Below are 18,466 nucleotides of genomic sequence, written 5' to 3'. Positions count from 1 at the left end.
GTGGGTTTGCAGGACACGCCGTAAACCCATCCATGGGGGCTCGATGGCGCCATCCATGGCGCCAACGGTCCTGCAAACCCACCCCGCCCGGCCTTTGACAGTTTCCTGCGCGCGTCCAACCACGGAAAAGAAAAAGAAAAGCAAAAGCGGGTCGCTCGCTGCGCTCGCTCTGTGTCGACCAAGGTCGACACCTACCAACAGCCGCAATTGCCCGTAGATCCACGCCATGCGTGGATGATTCATTCGATATCTGACAGATGTGCCGACCAACGGTCGGCACCCACCAACAGCCACAGGAATCTGTCAGGGGTGGGGCGGTGTGGGTGGGCAGGACCGTTGGCGCCATGGATGGCGCCATCGAGCCCCCATGGATGGGTTTACGGCGTGTCCTGACCACCCACACCGCCCCGCCATCCCACGGAATGCCGCTCTGGCATTGGCAGTTGCCGTTGATTGCAGCAGGTGCAGGGCTGCAAGCCCTGCAGAACACCCCTTACCCCGCCATCACCGCTTCAATCTCGTCGGCGCTGCGCGCCAGGCCTTCGGTCAGCACGCGATGGCCGTCGTCGGTGATCAGCACGTCATCCTCGGTACGGATGCCGATACCGCGCCAGCGCGGCTCCACCGTCGTGTCGTCCACGCCGATGTACAACCCCGGCTCGATGGTAAACGCCATGCCCGGCTCCAGCAGACGCGAGTCACCGGCCAGGCGGTAGTCGCCCACGTCGTGCACGTCCATGCCGATCCAGTGCCCGGTCTTGTGCCGGTAGAAGCGCTGGTACAGGCCTTCGGCCAGATTCTTTTCCAGCGTACCCTTCAGCAGGCCCAACCGCAGCAGGCCCTCGGTCAGGGTCTGCACTGCGGCGAGGTGACCGGCTTCGTACGGCACGCCCGGCTTGGCCTGGGCCAACGCAGCGGCCTGCGCGTCTCCGACCAGGTCGTGCAGTGCACGCTGCTCGGCGCTGAAGCGGCCATTCACCGGGAACGTGCGGGTGATGTCACTGGCGTAGCCACGGTACTCGGCACCGGCGTCGATCAGCACCAGCTCGCCGTCGCGCGAACGCGCGTTGTTGTCGCGGTAATGCAGGATGCAGCCGTTGCGGCCGGCACCGACGATGCTGCAATAGGCCGGCACGGCGTCGTTGGCGCGGAACACGCGTTCCAGCTCCGCCTGCAGTTCGTACTCGTGGATGCCGGCCCTGGCGGCCTTCATCGCGGCCAGATGCGCACGCACGCTGATCTGCGCGGCGTGGTGCATCAACGCCACTTCGGCACCGGACTTGAACAGGCGCTGCTCGTGCAGCAGGTGGCCCAGTTCGAGGAACTCGTGCGGCGGCTGCGCACCGTGGCGCACCTGCGAACGCACGCGGTTGACCCAGCCGATCAGCTTCAGGTCGAAGTCGGCATCCCGGCCGAAGTGGTAGTAGACGCGCGAACGGCCTTCCAGCAGGCCCGGCAGGATGTCGTCCAGATCATCGATCGGGTAGGCATCGTCCATGCCGTACTGCGCCACCGCGCCTTCCTGGCCGGCGCGGCTGCCGTCCCAGGCTTCGCGTTCGGCATCGCGCTCGCGGCAGAACAGGATGGCCTCGCCGTGGCGTCGGCCCGGGATCAGTACCAGCACTGCTTCCGGCTCCGGGAAGCCGCTCAGGTACTGGAAATCCGAATCCTGCCGGAACGGATAATGGGTATCGAGGCTGCGCACCTTCTCGGCCGCGGCCGGCAGCACCAGGATCGCGTCCTCGCCGGCCATGTCCATCAGCTGGCGGCGGCGACGCTTGTACTCGCCGGCGGCAATGCCGGTGCGCTGCTTGATATCCATCAGTTCAGGCGCTGACGATGGCGCGAGGCCAGCACCACGTCGCCGTGCAGCAAGAGCACCGCCACGCGGATGAATTCCTCGATCTCCGACAGAGCTTCGTCGTCATCATCGCCACCGGCCTCGAAATCCTCGCTGGAGGCACGCGCCAGGCTGGCCATGTCGGTCAGCGCTTCCTCGCCCTCTTCGGACAGGGTCGGGCGGCGGCCGCCGCTGCCCAGGCCGAAGCCGCCCAGGAAGGAACGGGTCCAGCTGAACATGGCATCGGCCTGCGCGGATACGTCGTCGCCGTCGGTCAGCAGCAGCTCGAAGGCGAAGTCGCGGTCTTCCAGCTGCTTGATGGTGGCCTGCAGCAGCTGTCCCAGCACGCTGTCGGCAGCCACCGGCGGCAGGTTGTCGTCGGCCAGCACGCGCGCCGGCCAGTCGTTGCCGGGGGCACCGCCGGCAGCCAGCCAGCCGCACAGCGCGCCGTGCAGCTCGGCAGCGGTGGCGCCCAGGCCCAACGCCTGGCTGGCGCGGGTAACGTCGTCGACGGAGGGAAGTTCGGTCATCGTGCGGCTCGTTCGGAAAGGAAACCCTGGGCGCGCACGCGCGCGCCCGTGAGACCCCGTAGTGTAGCAACCCGACGGCATCCTCTCCGCAGGCGTCCAGCCTTGCTGCGACAACGCTTGACCGCCCTTACCCGGCTTGCCTATCGTGCCCGCATGAAACCCGCCGATCCCCTTGCCCAGCTGCAGGACTTCGCCGCCCGCGTGGAAGCGTTGCTTGAACGCAACCAGCGCCTGGCCGAGGAGAACCGCAGCCTGCGCCACCAGCAGGAACAGCTGGTGGCCGAGCGCTCGACGCTGCTGGCCAAGAATGAGCAGGCACGTTCGCGGGTGGAAGCAATGATCAGCCGGCTCAAATCCCTGGAGCAGCACACATGAGCGCCGAACCGGTCAGTGTCCGCATCCTCGATCGTGAATACACCGTGGGCGTCGGCGGCGATGAACGTGACAGCCTGATGGCCGCCGCACGCCTGCTGGATGCGCGCATGCGCGAGATCCGCGGCAGCAACCGCATGGCCGCGGTTGATCGCGTTGCCGTACTGGCCGCGTTGAACCTGGCCCACGAACTGCAGCTGCTGCGCGACGAGAACGCCCGCCAGGCGGTGGCGCTGCAGCAGACCCTGGCCGACCTGAACCGGCGCCTGGACCGCGCCATCGACGGCACCCCCTAGAAAAAGGGGACGGAGGGGATTAAGGCGCATTCGCCCCCATCCGTGCCGGAAACGTCTTAATCCCCTCCGTCCCCTTTTCGCATATCTGAATTGGCACGGACTGTTGCCGACGAACGGCCTATCCAGATCCTGCGTGCTGGCTATAATGGTCACGCGTTCTCTGCGGTACTCGACGGCATGTGCAAACATTCGCCTTGTCCCTTAAGAACGACACCGGGAGCGCGACAGCGCCGGGAGTGCAGGTCCGCCTTGCAGCGGGAAGCCCGATGGTTCTCCAGCGTTCCCACTTGAGCCCCCGGGTTCAAGGTCGTTTCGCATGCATCGACATTGCGGAGAATGCAATATTCCAGCAAGGGCGGCGTCTTCGGGCGTCGCCCTTGTTCTTTCCGGCACAATGACGGCTGATCCTTGCCGCACGCTGCCATGACCGACCCGCGCCAGGCCCTGCGCCACGACCTGCGGCAACGCCGCCGCGACCTTTCCGCCGCTGAGCGCATCGCCGCCGCCGAATCGCTTGCCGATGCCCTGCTCGCCCTGCCGTTCGCCCCGCGCGAAGGCGCCGTGGCCGGCTACTGGGCGCTGGATGGCGAGATCGCCCTGCACCGCTGGCAGTTGCAGTTGCCCGAAGGCCTCACCTACTGCCTGCCGGTGCTGGCCGGCGACGTGCTGCGCTTCGCGCCGTGGCGGCCGGGGCAGCCGCTGACCAGCAACCGCTACGGCATTCCCGAGCCGGACGTGGCGCTGGAAGACACCCTGGAACCAGCACAGATGGCGCTGGTGGTGGCCCCGCTGGTGGGTTTCGACACGCAGTGCCGGCGGCTGGGCATGGGGGGCGGCTGGTATGATCGCAGCTTCGCCTTCCGCCACGACCGGCCGGCGCCGCCCTGGCTGGTCGGTGCTGCGTTCGCGGTGCAGCAGGTCGAGTCCTTGCCGGTGGCGTCGTGGGACGTGCCGGTGGATGCGATCTGCACCGAAGACGGCACCCTGTTCCCCTCCGCTGCCCCCGTGAACGCATGACCGCCCGCAAGCGCTACTGGCTGATGAAGTCCGAACCGGACGCCTTCTCCATCGATGACCTGGCCAAGGTCAAGGTCGAACCCTGGAACGGGGTGCGCAACTATCAGGCGCGCAACTTCATGCGCGATGGCATGCAGGTGGGCGACGGCATCCTGTTCTACCACTCCAATACCAAGGTGCCCGGCATCGTCGGCCTGGCCACCGTGGCCAGTACGGCCTACCCGGACGACACCCAGTTCGATCCGAAATCCGACTACCACGACCCCAAGAGCACGCGCGAAAACCCGCGCTGGATGCTGGTGGACGTGGCCTTCGACCGCAAGCTCAAGCAGGTGATCGCGCTGGACGAGATCAAGCTGCACGCCGAAGAACTCGGCGAGGGCTTCCCGCTGGTTGCCAAGGGCAACCGCCTGTCGGTGTTCCCGGTGACCGCCGCGCAGTGGAAGCTGCTGCTGTCGCTGGAAAAGAAATCCTGATTCCCTGCCTGAGAGTTCTCCCATGTCCGAAGCCAAGCGCCTGGCCGCCGAGAAAGCCATCGAGTACGTTGAAGACGGCATGATCGTCGGTGTCGGCACCGGTTCCACCGTGGCCTATTTCATCGATGCCCTGGCCCGCATCCAGCACCGCATCAAGGGCGCTGTGTCCAGCTCCGAGCAGAGCACCGCGCGCCTGAAGCAGCACGGCATCGAGGTGATCGAGCTGAACCACAGCGGCAACCTGTCGCTGTACGTCGATGGCGCCGATGAGTGCGACGCCAACAAGTGCCTGATCAAGGGCGGCGGCGCCGCGCTGACCCGCGAGAAGATCATCGCCGAGGCCAGCGAGCGCTTCATCTGCATCATCGACCCGAGCAAGCAGGTGCCGGTACTGGGCAGGTTCCCGCTGCCGGTGGAAGTGATCCCGATGGCGCGCAGCCTGGTCGCCCGCCAGATCCGCGACATGACCGGCGGCCAGCCGACCTGGCGCGAAGGCGTGGTCACCGACAACGGCAACCAGATCCTGGACATCCACAACCTGCAGATCACCGATCCGGAAATGCTGGAGCGCGAGCTCAACCAGCTGCCGGGCGTGGTCTGCGTCGGCCTGTTCGCCCGCCGCCGCGCCGATGTGGTGATCGTCGGTGGCGAGCCGCCGGTCGTGCTCTGACCCTTTCGAAGGATCCTGACGATGTCGCTGTTGCGTTCGCTGCTGATGCTTCCGCTGCTGGCCCTGGCCGGCTGTGCCACCGACGCGGCCCGCCACTGGGTCGAGCTGGATGGCGCCCGCTACCAGGTCGAGCTGGCCACCAACGATGAAACCCGCGCACGCGGTCTGATGTTTCGCGACCAGCTGGCAGCCGACCACGGCATGCTGTTCATCCACGACCGCGAGGAAATGCAGGCGTACTGGATGAAGAACACCAAGATCGCGCTGGACATCCTGTATTTCGACAGCCAGCGCAAGCTGGTCAGCCAGCAGCGCGACGTACCGCCGTGCTCGGCCGGCGACATGTGCCCGCCCTACCCCAGCGGTGGCCCGGCACGTTACGTGCTGGAGCTCAACGCCGGCCAGGCCGAGAAGCTCAAGCTGAAGGATGGCACGGAGCTGAAGTTCGGCCCAGGCATCGAGTAACAGGGTTCTGCCCGCGGTAGTGCCGGCCGCTGGCCGGCAACCCTGCAGGGGTCAGATCCCTTTCGCACGCGTAAGGGATCTGACCCCCGGATTTTTCACGCGGCACCGCTTGAAACCGCCTGCGAATGACGCCAGTCTGTGGTCATGCAGGACCGGATCACACTCCCCGACTGGGATGCACTGGCCGACCTCGAAGACGAGGCGCTGCCCTTGTTGCCGACCGCGCTGCTGATCGCGCGCGATGAATACCCCGATCTGCAGCCGTCCACCTACGACGCGCTGATCCAGAGCCATGTCGACCACCTCCGTTCGGAAGTGGAGAGCATCGACAACAGCCCACTGAAAATGGCGGCGATCAACCGCCACCTGTTCGACGAGTTGGGCTACAGCGGCGACCACGACGAGTATTACGACCCGCGCAACAGCTACCTCAACCAGGTGTTCGAGCGGCGCCTGGGCAATCCGATCTCGTTGGCGCTGGTGCAGATGGAAGTCGCGCGCCGGCTCGGCATACCGTTGGATGGCGTGTCCTTCCCCGGCCACTTCCTGGTGCGCTTGCCGGTGGACGACGGCGTGCTGGTGATGGACCCGTTCAACGGTGGCCGGCCACTGGACGTGGACGAACTGCGCGAACGCGCCAAGTCACACCTGGGCGGACAGATGCCCGATGACCAGGTGCTGGCGCAGATCCTCGACCCGGCGCCGGCGCGCGCGATCCTGATGCGCATGCTGCGCAACCTGCATGGTGTCTACGCCGAAGCCGGTGAATGGGATCGTGCCGCACGCAGTGCCGACCGCCTGCTGAAACTGGCGCCCGAGCAGGACGACGCGCTGCGCGACCGCGGCCTGGCGTACCTGCAACTGGAGTATCTGGCCGGTGCCCGCCATGACCTGGGGCAGTACCTGAAGCGCAATCCAGAGGCCAGCGATGCGCAGTGGCTGCGCGAGAAGCTGATCGACCTCGGCGGGCCGGTGCCGCGGCTGCATTGAGGGTGTCGGTGTGTGGACCAACGGTCCACACCCACCCCAACGGTCCGCACCCACAGGATGGGCCGGGTGGCCCGCCGGTCAGTCGACCTCGACCATCTCGAAATCGGCCTTGGTCACCCCGCAGTCCGGGCAGGTCCAGGTCTCGGGAATGTCCTCCCAACGCGTCCCGGGCTCAATACCCTCCTCCGGCAAGCCTTCCGCTTCGCTGTACAGGAAGCCGCAGACCACGCACATCCAGGTTCGCAGGGTGGTGGGGCTGGCGTCGCTCATCGGATAATCGGGGCTGGATTCACGGGCCGCCATTGTCCCATTGCAGCCCACGCACCGGTAGCCATCGATGACTTCTGCTTCCCCTGCGCCCCGCGGCGTCTACCTGATCACCCCCGACGAGCCAGATACCGCGCGCCTGCTGGCCCGTACCGCGCCGCTGCTGGCCGCGGGTGCCACCTGGCTGCAGTACCGCAACAAGACCGCCAGCGACGCGCTGCGGCAGGAACAGGCGGCGGCCCTGCAAGGCCTGTGCGCCGCCCACGGCGTGCCGCTGATCGTCAACGACGATCCGGTGCTGGCCAAGGCCGTGGGCGCCGCCGGCGTGCATCTGGGCGGCACCGACGGGGACATCCCCAGCGCGCGCGCGCTGCTCGGTGCCGAGGCCATCATCGGCGCCTCCTGCTACGACCAGCTGGCCAATGCCGAGAAGGCCGTGGCGGCCGGCGCCAGCTATGTGGCCTTCGGCGCCTTCTTCCCGACCACCACCAAGGTCACCAGCAGCCGCGCCCACACCGACCTGCTGCGGCAAAGCGCCGCACTCGGCGTGCCGCGGGTGGCGATCGGCGGCCTGACGCCGGACAATGTCGGTCCCATCATCGACGCCGGCGCCGATCTGGTGGCCGTGGTCAGCGGTATCTATGCCGCATCGGACCCGGTCGCGACCCAGCGCGCCTATCTCGCCCAGTTCGCGTAGTGCCCAGGAAAGCCCCATGAACCACGACCAGTCCCACGCCCTGTTCTCCCGTGCCCAGCAGCTGCTGCCGGGCGGCGTCAATTCGCCGGTACGTGCGTTCAAGTCGGTCGGCGGCGAGCCGTTCTTCGTTGAACGCGCCGATGGCGCCTACCTGTACGACGTCGATGGCAACCGCTACATCGACTACGTCGGTTCCTGGGGCCCGATGATCGTCGGCCACAACCACCCGGCCGTGCGCCAGGCGGTGAAGAAGGCGATCGACAATGGCCTGTCCTTCGGTGCGCCGTGCGCGGCCGAAGTCACCATGGCCGAGACCATCACCCGCCTGGTGCCATCGTGCGAGTTGGTGCGCATGGTCAACTCCGGCACCGAGGCCACGCTGTCGGCGATCCGCCTGGCGCGTGGCGCCACCGGCCGCAACCGCATCGTCAAGTTCGAAGGCTGCTACCACGGCCACGGCGACTCGTTCCTGGTCAAGGCCGGCAGCGGCATGCTGACCCTGGGCGTGCCGACCTCGCCGGGCGTCCCGGCCGGCCTGAGCGAACTGACCCTGACCCTGCCCTACAACGACTTCGAAGCGGCCACCGCCCTGTTCGAACAGCAGGGTGACGACATCGCCGGCCTGATCATCGAACCGGTGGTCGGCAACGCCAACTGCATCCCGCCGCGCGAGGGCTACCTGCAACACCTGCGTGCGCTGTGCACGAAGCATGGCGCGCTGCTGATCTTCGACGAAGTGATGACCGGCTTCCGTGTTGCCCTTGGCGGTGCGCAGGCGCATTACGGCATCACCCCGGACCTGACCACTTTCGGCAAGATCATCGGCGGTGGCATGCCGGTGGGTGCCTATGGTGGTCGCCGCGAGCTGATGCAGCAGATCGCACCGGCCGGCCCGATCTACCAGGCCGGCACGCTGAGCGGCAATCCGGTGGCAATGGCCGCCGGCCTGGCGATGCTGGAGCTGGTCCAGCCGCCGGGCTTCCATGCCGACCTGGCCGAGCGCACCGCACGCCTGTGTGCGGGTCTGGAAGCGGCCGCCGCCGACGCCGGTGTGGCCGTGACCACCACCTGCGTGGGTGCGATGTTCGGGCTGTTCTTCACCAGCGAGAAGGTGGAAACCTATGCGCAGGCCACCGCCTGTGACATTCCGGCGTTCAACCGCTTCTTCCACGCGATGCTGGAGCAGGGCGTGTTCCTGGCCCCGTCGGCGTACGAGGCCGGCTTCCTGTCCAGCGCGCACGACGATGCGGTGATCGAGGCGACGCTGGCCGCAGCACGCGTGGCGTTCAGGGCTGCCAAGGGCTGATCGCAAAAAAGGGGACGGAGGGGATTAAGTCGTTTGTGCACAAACGACTTAATCCCCTCCGTCCCCTTTTTTTCAACCGAAGACGAACTTGCCCTTCATCATCGCGAAGTGGCCGGGGAACGAGCAGAAGAAGGTGTAGTCACCGCCCTTCTGCAGGCCCTGGGTGGAGAAGCGCACGCGCGTGGTCTCGCCACCGCCGATCACCTTGGTGTGCGCCAGCACGCGCTTGTCGGCCTTCGGCAGGTAGCTGTCGGCCAGGGTCATGCGCATGCCCGCCATCGCCACCGGCTGGTAATCGGCGGTACGGGTCAGCACCCAGTTGTGGCCCATCGCGGTGACAGCCAGCTTGCCGGTGTGGCGCAGGGTCAGGTCCACGGCGGTGCAGTCGGCGGCGACCTTGATCTCGCGGCTGCTGAAGCTCATCTGGTCGGTGCTGTCGATGCTCACCGCACACACCCGCGCCATCGCCGACGGCGCCAGCATCAGCACGCCCAGTCCCACTGCCACCATCCAAGCCTTCATCGTTGCATCTCCTGCGGATTCAAGCGCCATTCTAGGCAGCCTCCTGTGGCCGCGTCTGCGACCGTCTGTCGCACGCGCACTCCAGGGTTTCCGCGCATCCACCGCGATGGCATGCTCGGCCGATGCGGATCGATCTGTTGCTGCTGGATGTGGATGGCGTGCTGGTGCAGTACCTGCGCGCGCAGCGCGTGCTGCATCTGGCACAGGCGCTGGATGTCGCGCCGGAAACCGTGCAGGCCGCGCTGTACGACAGCGGGCTGGAAGCGGCACATGACAATGGCACGCTGGATGGCCCGGCCTATCTGGCGCAGCTGAGCACACAGCTGGGCCGCACCGTTGATGTACACACGTGGATCGCGGCGCGACAGGCCGCCAGCCATCCACAGCCGGCCGTGCTGCAGCGGCTGCAGGCCCTGCAGCTGCCGATGGCGGTGCTGACCAACAATGGCGCACTGATGCAGCAGGCCTTGCCGACTCTGCTACCGGAACTGTTCCCGGCCCTGCATGAGCGCGTGTTCTGCAGCGCGGAGTTCGGCCTGCGCAAACCGGCGCCCGCGGTGTTCCTGCGCACGCTGGAAGCACTGGACGTGGCACCTGCGCGCACGCTGTTCGTCGATGACCTGTTCGCCAACGTGCGCGGCGCACGCGCCGCCGGCCTGCACGCGGAAACCGTGCGCGATGGCCGTGGGCTGGGCAAGGTGTTGAAGCGTTACGCGGTGGGCTGATCGGGGCCAGAGCCCTCTCCGCAGGAGAGGGATCCGCCCCCGACGCCAAGGCGTCAGCGCGCGGCGATGAACGCGGCAATTGCCGCGCGCAGGCGCTTGAGGCCTTCAGCCACTTCTTCGTCGGTGATGTTCAGCGACGGCACGAAGCGCAGCACGTCCGGGCCGGCCTGCAGGGTCAGCAGCCCCTGCCCGGCAGCGTGGTCGAGGATCGCACCAGCCTGGCCGGCGAAATCCTTGCTCAGCACCGCACCCAGCATCAGGCCGCGACCACGCACCTCGCTGAACACGCCGAACTCTTCGTTGATGCGCGCGAAGCCATGGCGCAGCGCCTTCGACTGGCGGCTGACGTTGGCGGCGATCTCCGACGACGCCAGCTTGCGCAGCGCCACGCGGGCCACCGCAGCGGCCAGCGGGTTGCCACCGAAGGTGGTGCCGTGCGCGCCAAACTGCATGGTCTCGGCCACCTTCGGGCCGGCCAGCATCGCACCGATCGGGAAGCCGCCACCCAGTGCCTTGGCCAGGGTGACCATGTCCGGCACCACGTCGTCCTGCCAGTGCGCGAAGAGCGTGCCGGTGCGGCCCATGCCGGCCTGGATCTCGTCCAGCACCAGCAGCGCGTCGTGCTGGTCGCACAGTTCGCGCACGCGCTTGAGGAAGCCGGACTTGGCCGGCATCACGCCGCCCTCGCCCTGGATCGGCTCCAGCATCACCGCCGCCACGTCACCGGCGGCCATCGCGGTTTCCAGCTGCACTTCGTCGTTGAAATCGATGTAGCGGAAGCCCCCCGGCAGCGGCTCGTAGCCTTCCTGGTACTTCGGCTGCGCGGTAGCGGTCACCGCGCCCATGGTGCGGCCGTGGAAGCTGCCACGGAAGGTGATGATGACGCGCTTGTCGGCCGGGCGGCCCTGGCTGGAGGCCCACTTGCGGACCATCTTGATCGCCACTTCGTTGGCTTCGGCGCCGGAGTTGCACAGGAACACCCGCTCGGCGAAGCGACTGGCCTTCACCAGTTCCTCGGCCAGGTGCAGCGGCGGTGCGCTGTAGAACACGTTGCTGGTGTGCCAGAGCTTGCCGGCCTGCTCGACCAGCGCGGCCACCAGGTCCGGATCGTTGTGGCCCAGGCCGCACACGGCGATGCCGGCAGCCAGGTCGATGAACTCACGGCCCTGGCTGTCCCATACGCGGGCGCCCTGGCCTCGCTCCAGTACCACCTGGCGGGGCTTGTAGACCGGCAGGTAATAGTGCGAAAGGGAGATCAGCGGATCGGTCGCGGCGGTCATGGCAGTCGGCAGGGTTCAGGAACGCCCATTCTCGCGCCGGAACCCCTGCGGCACAATGCGCCCATGCGACCGTTTTCCGCCCCCCAGCTCAACCCCGCCACCGAGACCGGCTGGCGCCGTCGGTGGTTCGACATCATCTACCGCCATGACACCCGCCCTTCGCGCAATTTCGACCTGATCCTGGTGGTGGCGATCGTCGCCAGCATCCTGGTGGTGATGATCGACAGCGTGCAGCACCTGCATGCCGAATGGTCCACCGGCCTGTACATCCTGGAATGGGGATTCACGATCATCTTCACCGCCGAGTACCTGCTGCGGCTGGCGGTGGTCAAGCGCCCGCTGCGGTATGCAGTGAGCATCTGGGGTATCATCGACCTGCTGTCGATCCTGCCCGCCTACCTGTCGATGTTCATCCCCGGCGCGCAGAGCCTGCTGGTGGTGCGCGCGCTGCGCATCCTGCGGGTGTTCCGCATCCTGAAGCTGACCCGCTACATCGAGGAAAGCGGCGTCCTGATGACGTCGCTGTGGCGCAGCCGGCGCAAGGTACTGGTGTTCCTGTTCACGGTGATCACCATCACCATCATCGCCGGTGCGCTGATGTACGTGATCGAGGGCCCCGAACACGGTTTCACCAACATCCCGGCCAGCATGTACTGGGCGGTGGTGACCATGGCCACGGTCGGCTTCGGCGATATCGTGCCGCAGACCGTGCTCGGCCGCTTCGTCACCTCGGTGCTGATCCTGATCGGCTACAGCATCATCGCCGTGCCCACCGGCATCTACACCGCCGAACTGGCCAGCACCATGCGTGAAGCCGAGCAGGCCGCACGCCGCGATGCGCGTGGCTGCCCGGACTGTGGGCTGGAAGGCCATGAACCGGATGCACTGCACTGCCGCAAGTGCGGCGGCAAGCTGTCGGATGCGTTCAGTCATTGATGCGAGCGCCGGCGATGTACACCGGCGCACGCTGATCACGCCATGAGCGGGAGCACTACTGGCGGTTGCTCTGGAAAACGAGCGTGTTGTATTCCTGCATCAGCTTGCTGGCCGATCCACGCGGCGCCATCGACGGCGAATCAAGCATGCGTCGTTCGAAATCGGTGTAAGGCTCTTTCTCGCTGACGCGCTGCAGCCGCGCCTTGCCTTCCCGACGGAAGTTCTCGGCCTCACGCTCGAAGCTGTTCCAGTCCAGCTTGCCCGGTTCCTGATCAGCCACCTTCGCATGTGCTTCGTCGGAAATGCGGTTGAACGCATCCAGACGCTCGCGGGCCTTGGCCTGATCGAAATCATCCTCGCTCATCAGATCCATGATGGCCTTGGCTTCCAGCATCATCGCCAGGCGGTAGTACTCGCGCGTGCGACCCTCGGCCTGCTCCAGTGCCTTGAGCTGCTCGCGCTGGGCGGCGTCGTTCTGGCGCTCCAGCTCGGCATTGAACGTTTCGCTGGCAGCCACGAAATCCTTGAAGGCGGCCATCAGGGGCGCGTGCAGCTGCTTGCCCTTGGCGAACTGGTCGTCTTCGTAGTCCTGGCGATCGTAGTAGTCGTGCGCGTCCTTGCTGATCGGCACCAGCGCCTTCAGCGCCTGCTGGTAGTGGCCAGCAGCAGCATCGAGTTCGGCCAGCACTGGCTTGGCAGCGATCGCCTCGGTCACGGGGGCATCGCACTGCTTCATGTCGTAATCGCTGATCTCGAACGGACCGTACACCTGTGTCTCGCGACCGGTCGGGCCGGCGGCGACATCCTTGATCCAGCGCGTATAGGACTCGATGCTGCCGTGGGTCTTCGAATCAAGCGCGTTGAAGCAGCCGATGTAGGCGTTGAGCTTGGCGGTCAACAGCTGCTGTGCTTCGGACGGCGCCGCGCTGGCGTCCGGCGTGCCGGAGGCAGCGCCGCCGCCCGCAGCGGCGGGTGCTTTGCCACCGCAGGCGGCCAGGATCAACGACAGCGAAGCGGCCAGCGCCGCGACGGAAAGAGTGCGTGACATGTGTTCACATCCCTGTTGAAAACGATTACAGCCGCACATTCTAGCGCAGCAGGCCGAAGGTCGCAGCCCTCGGCCTCTTCCGGCGACGTACGATCAATCCAGGAACAGATCCGGCAGCAACGGACGCGATGGATCCACTGCGTAGCCCGAAAGATCGGTGATACCCGCCTGCGCCAGCACGTCATCGTCGATCAGGAACTGGCCATGGAAGCCCGCCGCTTCGCGCACCAGCACCGCATGCGCGGCGTCAGCCATGATCTGCGGCGTGCGGCAGCCGGCCGCATCCACGCCCGGGATCATGTTGATCGCATCGGTGGCGATGACCGTGCGCGGCCACAGCGCATTCACCGCCACGCCCTGCGGGCCGAATTCCGCGGCCAGGCCCAGGGTAACGAAGCTCATGCCCATCTTCGCCAGCGTGTAGCCGGTATGCGGTGCCCACCACTTCGGCTCCAGGCTGGGCGGCGGTGCAAGGGTGAGGATGTGCGGATTCGGCGCCTGCAGCAGGTACGGCAGGCAGGCCTGCGCGCACAGGAAACTGCCGCGCGCATTGACCTGCTGCATCAGGTCGAAACGCTTCATCGGCGTATCCAGCGTACCGCGCAGCCAGATCGCGCTGGCGTTGTTGACCAGGATGTCGATGCCACCGAAGGTATCGACCGTGGCCGCAACCGCCGCGTGCACCTGCTCTTCCTCGCGGATGTCGCACTTCAGGGCCAGGCCCTGCCCGCCTGCCGCCGTCACCGCTTCAGCCGCGGTATGGATGGTGCCCGGCAGCTTCGGATTCGGCACCGACGACTTGGCCGCAATGGCCACGTTGGCGCCGTCGCGCGCAGCGCGCAGTGCGATGGCCAGGCCGATCCCACGCGAGGCTCCGGTGATGAAAAGCGTTTTGCCCTGCAGACTGCCCACGTTCCACACTCCAGCGTATGCAATGAGCCGCTAGTATGCCGCGCCGACGCGGAGTTCACCCGGCCTTGACGATACTCGGGCCTCCAGCCAACGCACGAGGTCCACGCCATGCGCCGTTCCCGCCTGTTGCTGCCTGCCCTGGGGCTTGCCCTGCTGACTGCCTGCCAGGGCCGTTCGCCGGAACCCGGCAAGGAGCCAGCCGCCGGTGACGCGCCCAGCGCGGAGAAGGCCGCCGCTGACGGCAAGATGCGCTGGAGCGAGGCCGTGGTCTGGGATGGCGATCTGAACGCATGCCGCCAGGGCGAGAATGCCGCCACCCGGGATTGCCTGCGCGATGCGATGCGAGCGGGGGGAGCAAGCGCCGAGGCGATCACCGCGGCCGAGCAACTGTCCAGCGCCGGGGAACTGGCGTATGTCACCGCCTGGCATGAGAACGAGGGGCTGGGCATTGCCACGGTCGAGTATCCCTTCCGGGCCAACACCAACGAAGGCACCCGCCTGGTCGACGCCAGCGGCAAGCGCATCGATGTGGATGCCGTACAGCTGGACGACACGCTGCGTGCCGACCCGGCCGTGCAGGAGCTGTTGAAGGCCAACCCGCAGGCCACGCCATTCGCGCCGGCGCAATCGGCCGGAGCGACACCGCTGGAGGGCGGCGGGATCCGCCTGCTGTACCGCACACCGCTGCGCGACTGCCACGCCTGCCCGGACGTGGGCCAGCTGCAGATCGCCTATGACTTCGATGCCAAACGCAACTTCATCGGCCAGCAGGTGGTGCCGGCGACGCCGTAATCCGGAAACGCCGCGTGTCGCCTGGCATGGCCCGGCGAGCGCAGTGTCGAATCATCGGTACGCCTGCACCTGCTTCTGCAGCAGATGCGGCACGATCAACCTGTGTACGGGCGCGACCGGCAGCATGTAAAGGCGCCCGAATGCGTTATGCGTATGCACCACCGTCACCACTTCCAGCACATCGCCCTGCCATTGCAGGGCCAGCTGTACGCGCAGGTGGCGATCATCGTCTTCCAGCACGATGGCATCGTCATCCAGCGACTGCAGGGTGAAGATGCCCAGCCGCTGGCCGGCAGCCGGATCGTCGGTGTCGTGCACCGCACGCAATGAGCCAAGGTGCTTCATCCCAAGCAGGCGCATGCCGTGGTTGCGCAGCGCCATCAGACCATCGAACCAACCGGGAATGCTCGCGGCCATGTCGCGATAGGCCTGCAAGGCCGAGCGCCCATCACGACGGGTGGTCGCATGGCACGCATGCACGAAGTCCGCACCGGGCAGCTGAGTTCGCAGCACGCTGCCCGCGCTCGGCGGCGCGTTCATCCCCTGCGATGCACTCACGGCTTCGGTCCCTGCCCCTCGTTGTCTTCCCAGTGCAGGATGCGGCGGGTGACGAAGCGGTAGACCGGCTTGCCGGTGGCGAACCACAGGTCGCGCACCCACGACGTACGCTTGAGCACGCGCTTCTCCACCGGGGTGAGTGATTCGCGGCAGTACATGCGCTTGTGCTTGAGCAGGTGGCGCAGGTCCTCGCGGGCCAGCAGCCGCATCCAGCGCGAGCGCGGGTTGCCGATCACCGCCAGCTGGAAGTCGATCAGCGCCGGTCGTCCATCTTCAGTGACCAGCCAGTTGGCTTCCTTGGCCAGGTCGTTGTGGGCCACGCCATTGCGATGCAGCTGCTGCAGCAGGCGACGCGCGGCGCGGAACCAGGCCAGATCGCCGCGCGGCGGACGCTGGTACATGGCATCGCCGGCCATGAAGCTGCGGTCGAGGTGGCGGCCATCCCAGGCCAGCAGCTGCGGCACATCGGCCATGCCATGGATATGGCGCAGCGCGCGTGCTTCGCGACGTGCAAGCCACCACGCGGGCAACCGCAGCCACAGCGGCGTGGCCCCCAGATCGCGGCGTACGAACGGGCCATCGGGCCCTTTCACAAGAAGGATCCGGCCGAAGCTGTCGGCCTTCAGAGCATGGTGGGGAGCGTCTGGCGTATGCGGCATGACTCCATTCTAGGCGATGGCGCCGGTTGCAAACGGTCACGAAGCGGCTGGGAACCAGTCACCTTCACGCCCCTATAATCGGGCAATGGACTCTTCATGGATCGACGCCACGCTCGCGTGGATTGCCGCTCACCCCGTGCTGGCGGGCGCCGTTATCTTCCTCATCGCCTTCTGCGATGCGGTCATCATTCTTGGCGCCATCGTGCCGGCGCTGCCACTGCTGTTCGCGGTGGGCGTGTTCATTGGCCTGGGCCAGATCTCCGGGCCGTACGCGGTGGCGGCTGCGGCATTGGGTGCGTTTGCCGGCGATGGCATCAGTTACTGGATCGGCCGCCGCTGGGGCGACCGCCTGCGCGGCGTGTGGCCGTTCAGCCGTTACCCGCAGCTGCTCGACCGGGGCGAAAACCTGTTCCGCCGCAATGCCTTCAAGAGCATCCTGGTGGCACGCTACGTCGGCGCGATCCGCCCGTTCGTGCCGGCCATCGCCGGCATGATGAAGATGCCCGCCAGCCGCTACGTGCAGGCCAGCGGCATCGCCAGCATTTCCTGGGCGGTGCTGTTCCTGGCGCCGGGCTGGATCCTCGGCGAAGCGTACGACGCGGTGGCTGCTGTGGCCGGGCGGCTGGTGGTGGTGGTCGGCCTGCTGGCGGTGATCCTTGGCCTGGTCTGGGCCATCGTGCTGTACGGCTACCGCTGGTCGGCCGCACGCATGGACAACTGGCTGGCACGCCTGCTGGACTGGTCCAACCGCCACCCGACGCTGGGCCGCTACACCGTTGGCGTGCTGGACCCGAAGCGGCGCGAATCGGTGCCGCTGGCGATGCTGGCGCTGATGCTGCTCCTGCTGGGCTGGGGCTGGTTCGCGCTGTTGACCGTGGTGGTCGCACACGGCGAGCCGCTGGCGATCGACCTGCTGGTGCACCAGGCCATGCTGGCGCTGCGCAATCCGCTGGCCGACTACCCGATGGCTGCGCTGGCGTCGCTCGGGGCCTGGCAGGTCCTGCTGCCGGCCACCGCCGCGGCGATGGGCTATCTGATCTGGCGCCGACGCTGGATGGCCGCTGCGCACTGGCTGGCGGCACTGGCCTTCGGCCTGGCGCTGACCATGCTGCTGGGCGCCACCGTGGATGTGGTGCGCCCGATCGACGCCAGCAGCGGCTTCGGCTTCCCGTCGGTGTCGGTGACCATGGCCACCATCACCTTCGGCTTCTTCGCGGTGCTGATCGCACGCGAGATGCCCGGCCGCACCCGCGTCTGGCCGTACCTGGTTTCGGGCATCGTGGTCAGCCTGATCGGCTTCTCGCGCCTGTACCTGGGCGCGCATTGGCTGAGCGACGTGATCGGCGGCATGCTGTTCGGCACGTTCTGGCTGCTGGTGCTGGGCATCGCCTATCGCCGCCGCTTCAACCGCTCGTTCTGGGTGAAGCCGGTGGCCTGGCTGTTCTACGGCGTCTTCGCCGTGGCGGCGATGTGGTACGCACCGCGCAACATCCCGGTGAAGCTGGAACGCTTCGAACCGACCCTGCCGGCCCCGCAGGCGATGGACATGCAGGCCTGGTGGCAGCACGACTGGGCCACGCTGCCGGCGCGCCGCAACGAGTTCGACGACGACCAGCGCTGGCCGCTGGACGTGCAGGTGGCCGGGCCATTGGCACCGCTGCAGGCGCAGCTGGAAGCGCGTGGCTGGAAGCGGCAGGAACAGGCCGGCTGGCAGCAGGCGCTGCTGATGCTGGACAAGAACACCGGCGCCGATGAACTGCCGGTGCTGCCGGCGACGCTGGACACCCGCGTGGAAGCACTGCTGATGGTGCGCCAGGGTGCGAAGCCGGACGAACGCTATGTGCTGCGCCTGTGGCCGGCACCCGCGCAGCTGCAGGCGGGCAACACGCCGCTGTGGCTGGGCAGTGCACAGACCCTGCGTTACGAACGCCACTTCGAGTGGATCGGCATGTGGCACCCGCTGCGTGGCGTCGACCCGGCGTTGAACGCGGTGAAGGACGCCGTGCAGGACCTGCCGCAGCGCGAGGACGTGCACAGCGAAACCGGATTGCCGGTGCTGCGGTTGAAGACCACCACGCCCTGAGGAGGCCGCCGGGCATGACCCGGCG

At 67.1% G+C, this 18,466-nt stretch carries 22 protein-coding genes and 1 other RNA gene; 14 read left to right on the top strand and 9 right to left on the bottom strand.

All coding sequences use genetic code 11. The annotated features are described in order from the left end of the window. Positions 1 to 493: 493 nt before the first annotated feature. Entirely contained in the window at positions 494 to 1,816 is a 1,323-nt protein-coding gene (locus tag AC5P5X_RS00380; RefSeq protein WP_111189408.1) for an aminopeptidase P N-terminal domain-containing protein, read from the bottom strand. A 5-nt stretch (positions 1,817 to 1,821) separates the two neighbouring features. Continuing rightward, positions 1,822 to 2,370, bottom strand: a complete 549-nt coding sequence (locus tag AC5P5X_RS00375) for a YecA/YgfB family protein (RefSeq protein WP_005410897.1) — start codon at positions 2,368 to 2,370, stop codon at positions 1,822 to 1,824. 153 nt (positions 2,371 to 2,523) lie between these two features. Here AC5P5X_RS00375 and AC5P5X_RS00370 point away from each other — a divergent pair, with 153 nt between their 5' ends. The 8 genes from AC5P5X_RS00370 (at position 2,524) to AC5P5X_RS00335 (ending at position 6,656) form a co-directional block, all read left to right on the top strand. Then, positions 2,524 to 2,745, top strand: a complete 222-nt coding sequence (locus AC5P5X_RS00370; RefSeq protein ID WP_111189402.1) for a TIGR02449 family protein — start codon at positions 2,524 to 2,526, stop codon at positions 2,743 to 2,745. Then, positions 2,742 to 3,038 carry a cell division protein ZapA gene (locus AC5P5X_RS00365; RefSeq protein ID WP_005410899.1) on the top strand — a complete coding sequence of 99 codons (297 nt, stop codon included), beginning with the start codon at positions 2,742 to 2,744 and terminating at the stop codon, positions 3,036 to 3,038. Before AC5P5X_RS00370 ends, AC5P5X_RS00365 begins: the two co-directional genes overlap by 4 nt. A 154-nt stretch (positions 3,039 to 3,192) precedes the next feature. Beyond that, positions 3,193 to 3,378, top strand: a non-coding RNA gene (ssrS, locus tag AC5P5X_RS00360) — 6S RNA. A gap of 83 nt (positions 3,379 to 3,461) precedes the next feature. After that, positions 3,462 to 4,055, top strand: a complete 594-nt coding sequence (locus tag AC5P5X_RS00355; protein WP_033834478.1) for a 5-formyltetrahydrofolate cyclo-ligase — start codon at positions 3,462 to 3,464, stop codon at positions 4,053 to 4,055. Beyond that, a complete protein-coding gene (locus AC5P5X_RS00350; protein WP_005410901.1) occupies positions 4,052 to 4,531 on the top strand; it encodes an EVE domain-containing protein in 480 nt (159 codons plus the stop codon). Before AC5P5X_RS00355 ends, AC5P5X_RS00350 begins: the two co-directional genes overlap by 4 nt. 22 nt (positions 4,532 to 4,553) lie before the next feature. Continuing rightward, entirely contained in the window at positions 4,554 to 5,201 is a 648-nt protein-coding gene (gene rpiA / locus AC5P5X_RS00345; RefSeq protein ID WP_043034080.1) for a ribose-5-phosphate isomerase RpiA, read from the top strand. Positions 5,202 to 5,222: 21 nt separating this feature from the next. Next, the gene (locus AC5P5X_RS00340) at positions 5,223 to 5,666 is read left to right on the top strand and encodes a DUF192 domain-containing protein (protein WP_043034079.1); all 444 of its coding nucleotides are present in this window, start codon (positions 5,223 to 5,225) and stop codon (positions 5,664 to 5,666) included. 144 nt (positions 5,667 to 5,810) lie between these two features. Further along, positions 5,811 to 6,656 (top strand): SirB1 family protein, encoded by an 846-nt coding sequence (locus AC5P5X_RS00335; protein WP_005410904.1) that lies wholly within the window; start codon positions 5,811 to 5,813, stop codon positions 6,654 to 6,656. Between the two features lie 78 nt (positions 6,657 to 6,734). On the opposite strand, the gene AC5P5X_RS00330 is transcribed toward AC5P5X_RS00335, so the two are convergent. Beyond that, a complete protein-coding gene (locus AC5P5X_RS00330; RefSeq protein ID WP_012481171.1) occupies positions 6,735 to 6,926 on the bottom strand; it encodes a rubredoxin in 192 nt (63 codons plus the stop codon). A gap of 67 nt (positions 6,927 to 6,993) precedes the next feature. Between AC5P5X_RS00330 and thiE the strand changes: the two genes are divergently transcribed. Further along, positions 6,994 to 7,620, top strand: a complete 627-nt coding sequence (gene thiE / locus AC5P5X_RS00325; RefSeq protein WP_005414374.1) for a thiamine phosphate synthase — start codon at positions 6,994 to 6,996, stop codon at positions 7,618 to 7,620. Positions 7,621 to 7,636: 16 nt separating this feature from the next. Then, a complete protein-coding gene (gene hemL, locus AC5P5X_RS00320) occupies positions 7,637 to 8,926 on the top strand; it encodes a glutamate-1-semialdehyde 2,1-aminomutase (protein ID WP_111189403.1) in 1,290 nt (429 codons plus the stop codon). Between the two features lie 72 nt (positions 8,927 to 8,998). On the opposite strand, the gene azu is transcribed toward hemL, so the two are convergent. Next, positions 8,999 to 9,448 (bottom strand): azurin, encoded by a 450-nt coding sequence (gene azu, locus AC5P5X_RS00315; protein ID WP_049395433.1) that lies wholly within the window; start codon positions 9,446 to 9,448, stop codon positions 8,999 to 9,001. 122 nt (positions 9,449 to 9,570) lie between these two features. Between azu and AC5P5X_RS00310 the strand changes: the two genes are divergently transcribed. Continuing rightward, the gene (locus AC5P5X_RS00310; protein WP_111189404.1) at positions 9,571 to 10,173 is read left to right on the top strand and encodes an HAD-IA family hydrolase; all 603 of its coding nucleotides are present in this window, start codon (positions 9,571 to 9,573) and stop codon (positions 10,171 to 10,173) included. A gap of 53 nt (positions 10,174 to 10,226) precedes the next feature. Here AC5P5X_RS00310 and AC5P5X_RS00305 read toward each other — a convergent pair whose 3' ends face one another. Next, positions 10,227 to 11,453: an acetylornithine transaminase gene (locus AC5P5X_RS00305; RefSeq protein ID WP_495215875.1), complete on the bottom strand. Its 1,227-nt coding sequence runs from the start codon at positions 11,451 to 11,453 to the stop codon at positions 10,227 to 10,229. 63 nt (positions 11,454 to 11,516) lie between these two features. On the opposite strand from AC5P5X_RS00305, the gene AC5P5X_RS00300 reads away from it, so the two are divergent. Beyond that, on the top strand, positions 11,517 to 12,389 hold the full coding sequence (locus AC5P5X_RS00300; RefSeq protein ID WP_100438082.1) for an ion transporter: 873 nt from the start codon (positions 11,517 to 11,519) through the stop codon (positions 12,387 to 12,389). A 55-nt stretch (positions 12,390 to 12,444) separates the two neighbouring features. Here the strand turns inward: AC5P5X_RS00300 and AC5P5X_RS00295 are convergent, their stop codons facing one another. Together AC5P5X_RS00295 and AC5P5X_RS00290 are read right to left on the bottom strand one after the other, a co-directional pair. Beyond that, entirely contained in the window at positions 12,445 to 13,437 is a 993-nt protein-coding gene (locus tag AC5P5X_RS00295) for a YiiG family protein (protein WP_111189405.1), read from the bottom strand. Positions 13,438 to 13,530: 93 nt separating this feature from the next. Further along, the gene (locus tag AC5P5X_RS00290) at positions 13,531 to 14,349 is read right to left on the bottom strand and encodes an SDR family oxidoreductase (RefSeq protein ID WP_005410913.1); all 819 of its coding nucleotides are present in this window, start codon (positions 14,347 to 14,349) and stop codon (positions 13,531 to 13,533) included. A 108-nt stretch (positions 14,350 to 14,457) separates the two neighbouring features. On the opposite strand from AC5P5X_RS00290, the gene AC5P5X_RS00285 reads away from it, so the two are divergent. After that, on the top strand, positions 14,458 to 15,141 hold the full coding sequence (locus AC5P5X_RS00285; RefSeq protein ID WP_024957118.1) for a hypothetical protein: 684 nt from the start codon (positions 14,458 to 14,460) through the stop codon (positions 15,139 to 15,141). A 51-nt stretch (positions 15,142 to 15,192) separates the two neighbouring features. Here the strand turns inward: AC5P5X_RS00285 and AC5P5X_RS00280 are convergent, their stop codons facing one another. Together AC5P5X_RS00280 and AC5P5X_RS00275 are read right to left on the bottom strand one after the other, a co-directional pair. Further along, entirely contained in the window at positions 15,193 to 15,681 is a 489-nt protein-coding gene (locus AC5P5X_RS00280) for a DUF2867 domain-containing protein (protein WP_194434571.1), read from the bottom strand. A 14-nt stretch (positions 15,682 to 15,695) separates the two neighbouring features. Further along, positions 15,696 to 16,358 carry a serine/threonine-protein kinase gene (locus AC5P5X_RS00275; protein ID WP_060380346.1) on the bottom strand — a complete coding sequence of 221 codons (663 nt, stop codon included), beginning with the start codon at positions 16,356 to 16,358 and terminating at the stop codon, positions 15,696 to 15,698. A gap of 85 nt (positions 16,359 to 16,443) precedes the next feature. On the opposite strand from AC5P5X_RS00275, the gene AC5P5X_RS00270 reads away from it, so the two are divergent. After that, positions 16,444 to 18,441, top strand: coding sequence for a bifunctional DedA family/phosphatase PAP2 family protein (locus AC5P5X_RS00270; RefSeq protein ID WP_012481181.1), 1,998 nt, complete (start codon positions 16,444 to 16,446; stop codon positions 18,439 to 18,441). The last annotated feature ends 25 nt before the right edge of the window (positions 18,442 to 18,466 follow it).

This window comes from Stenotrophomonas sp. YJH_SMC_91, from assembly GCF_059368495.1.
Note: the sequence above shows the minus strand (reverse complement) of the source record. Positions and strands in the feature narration are given on the sequence as shown.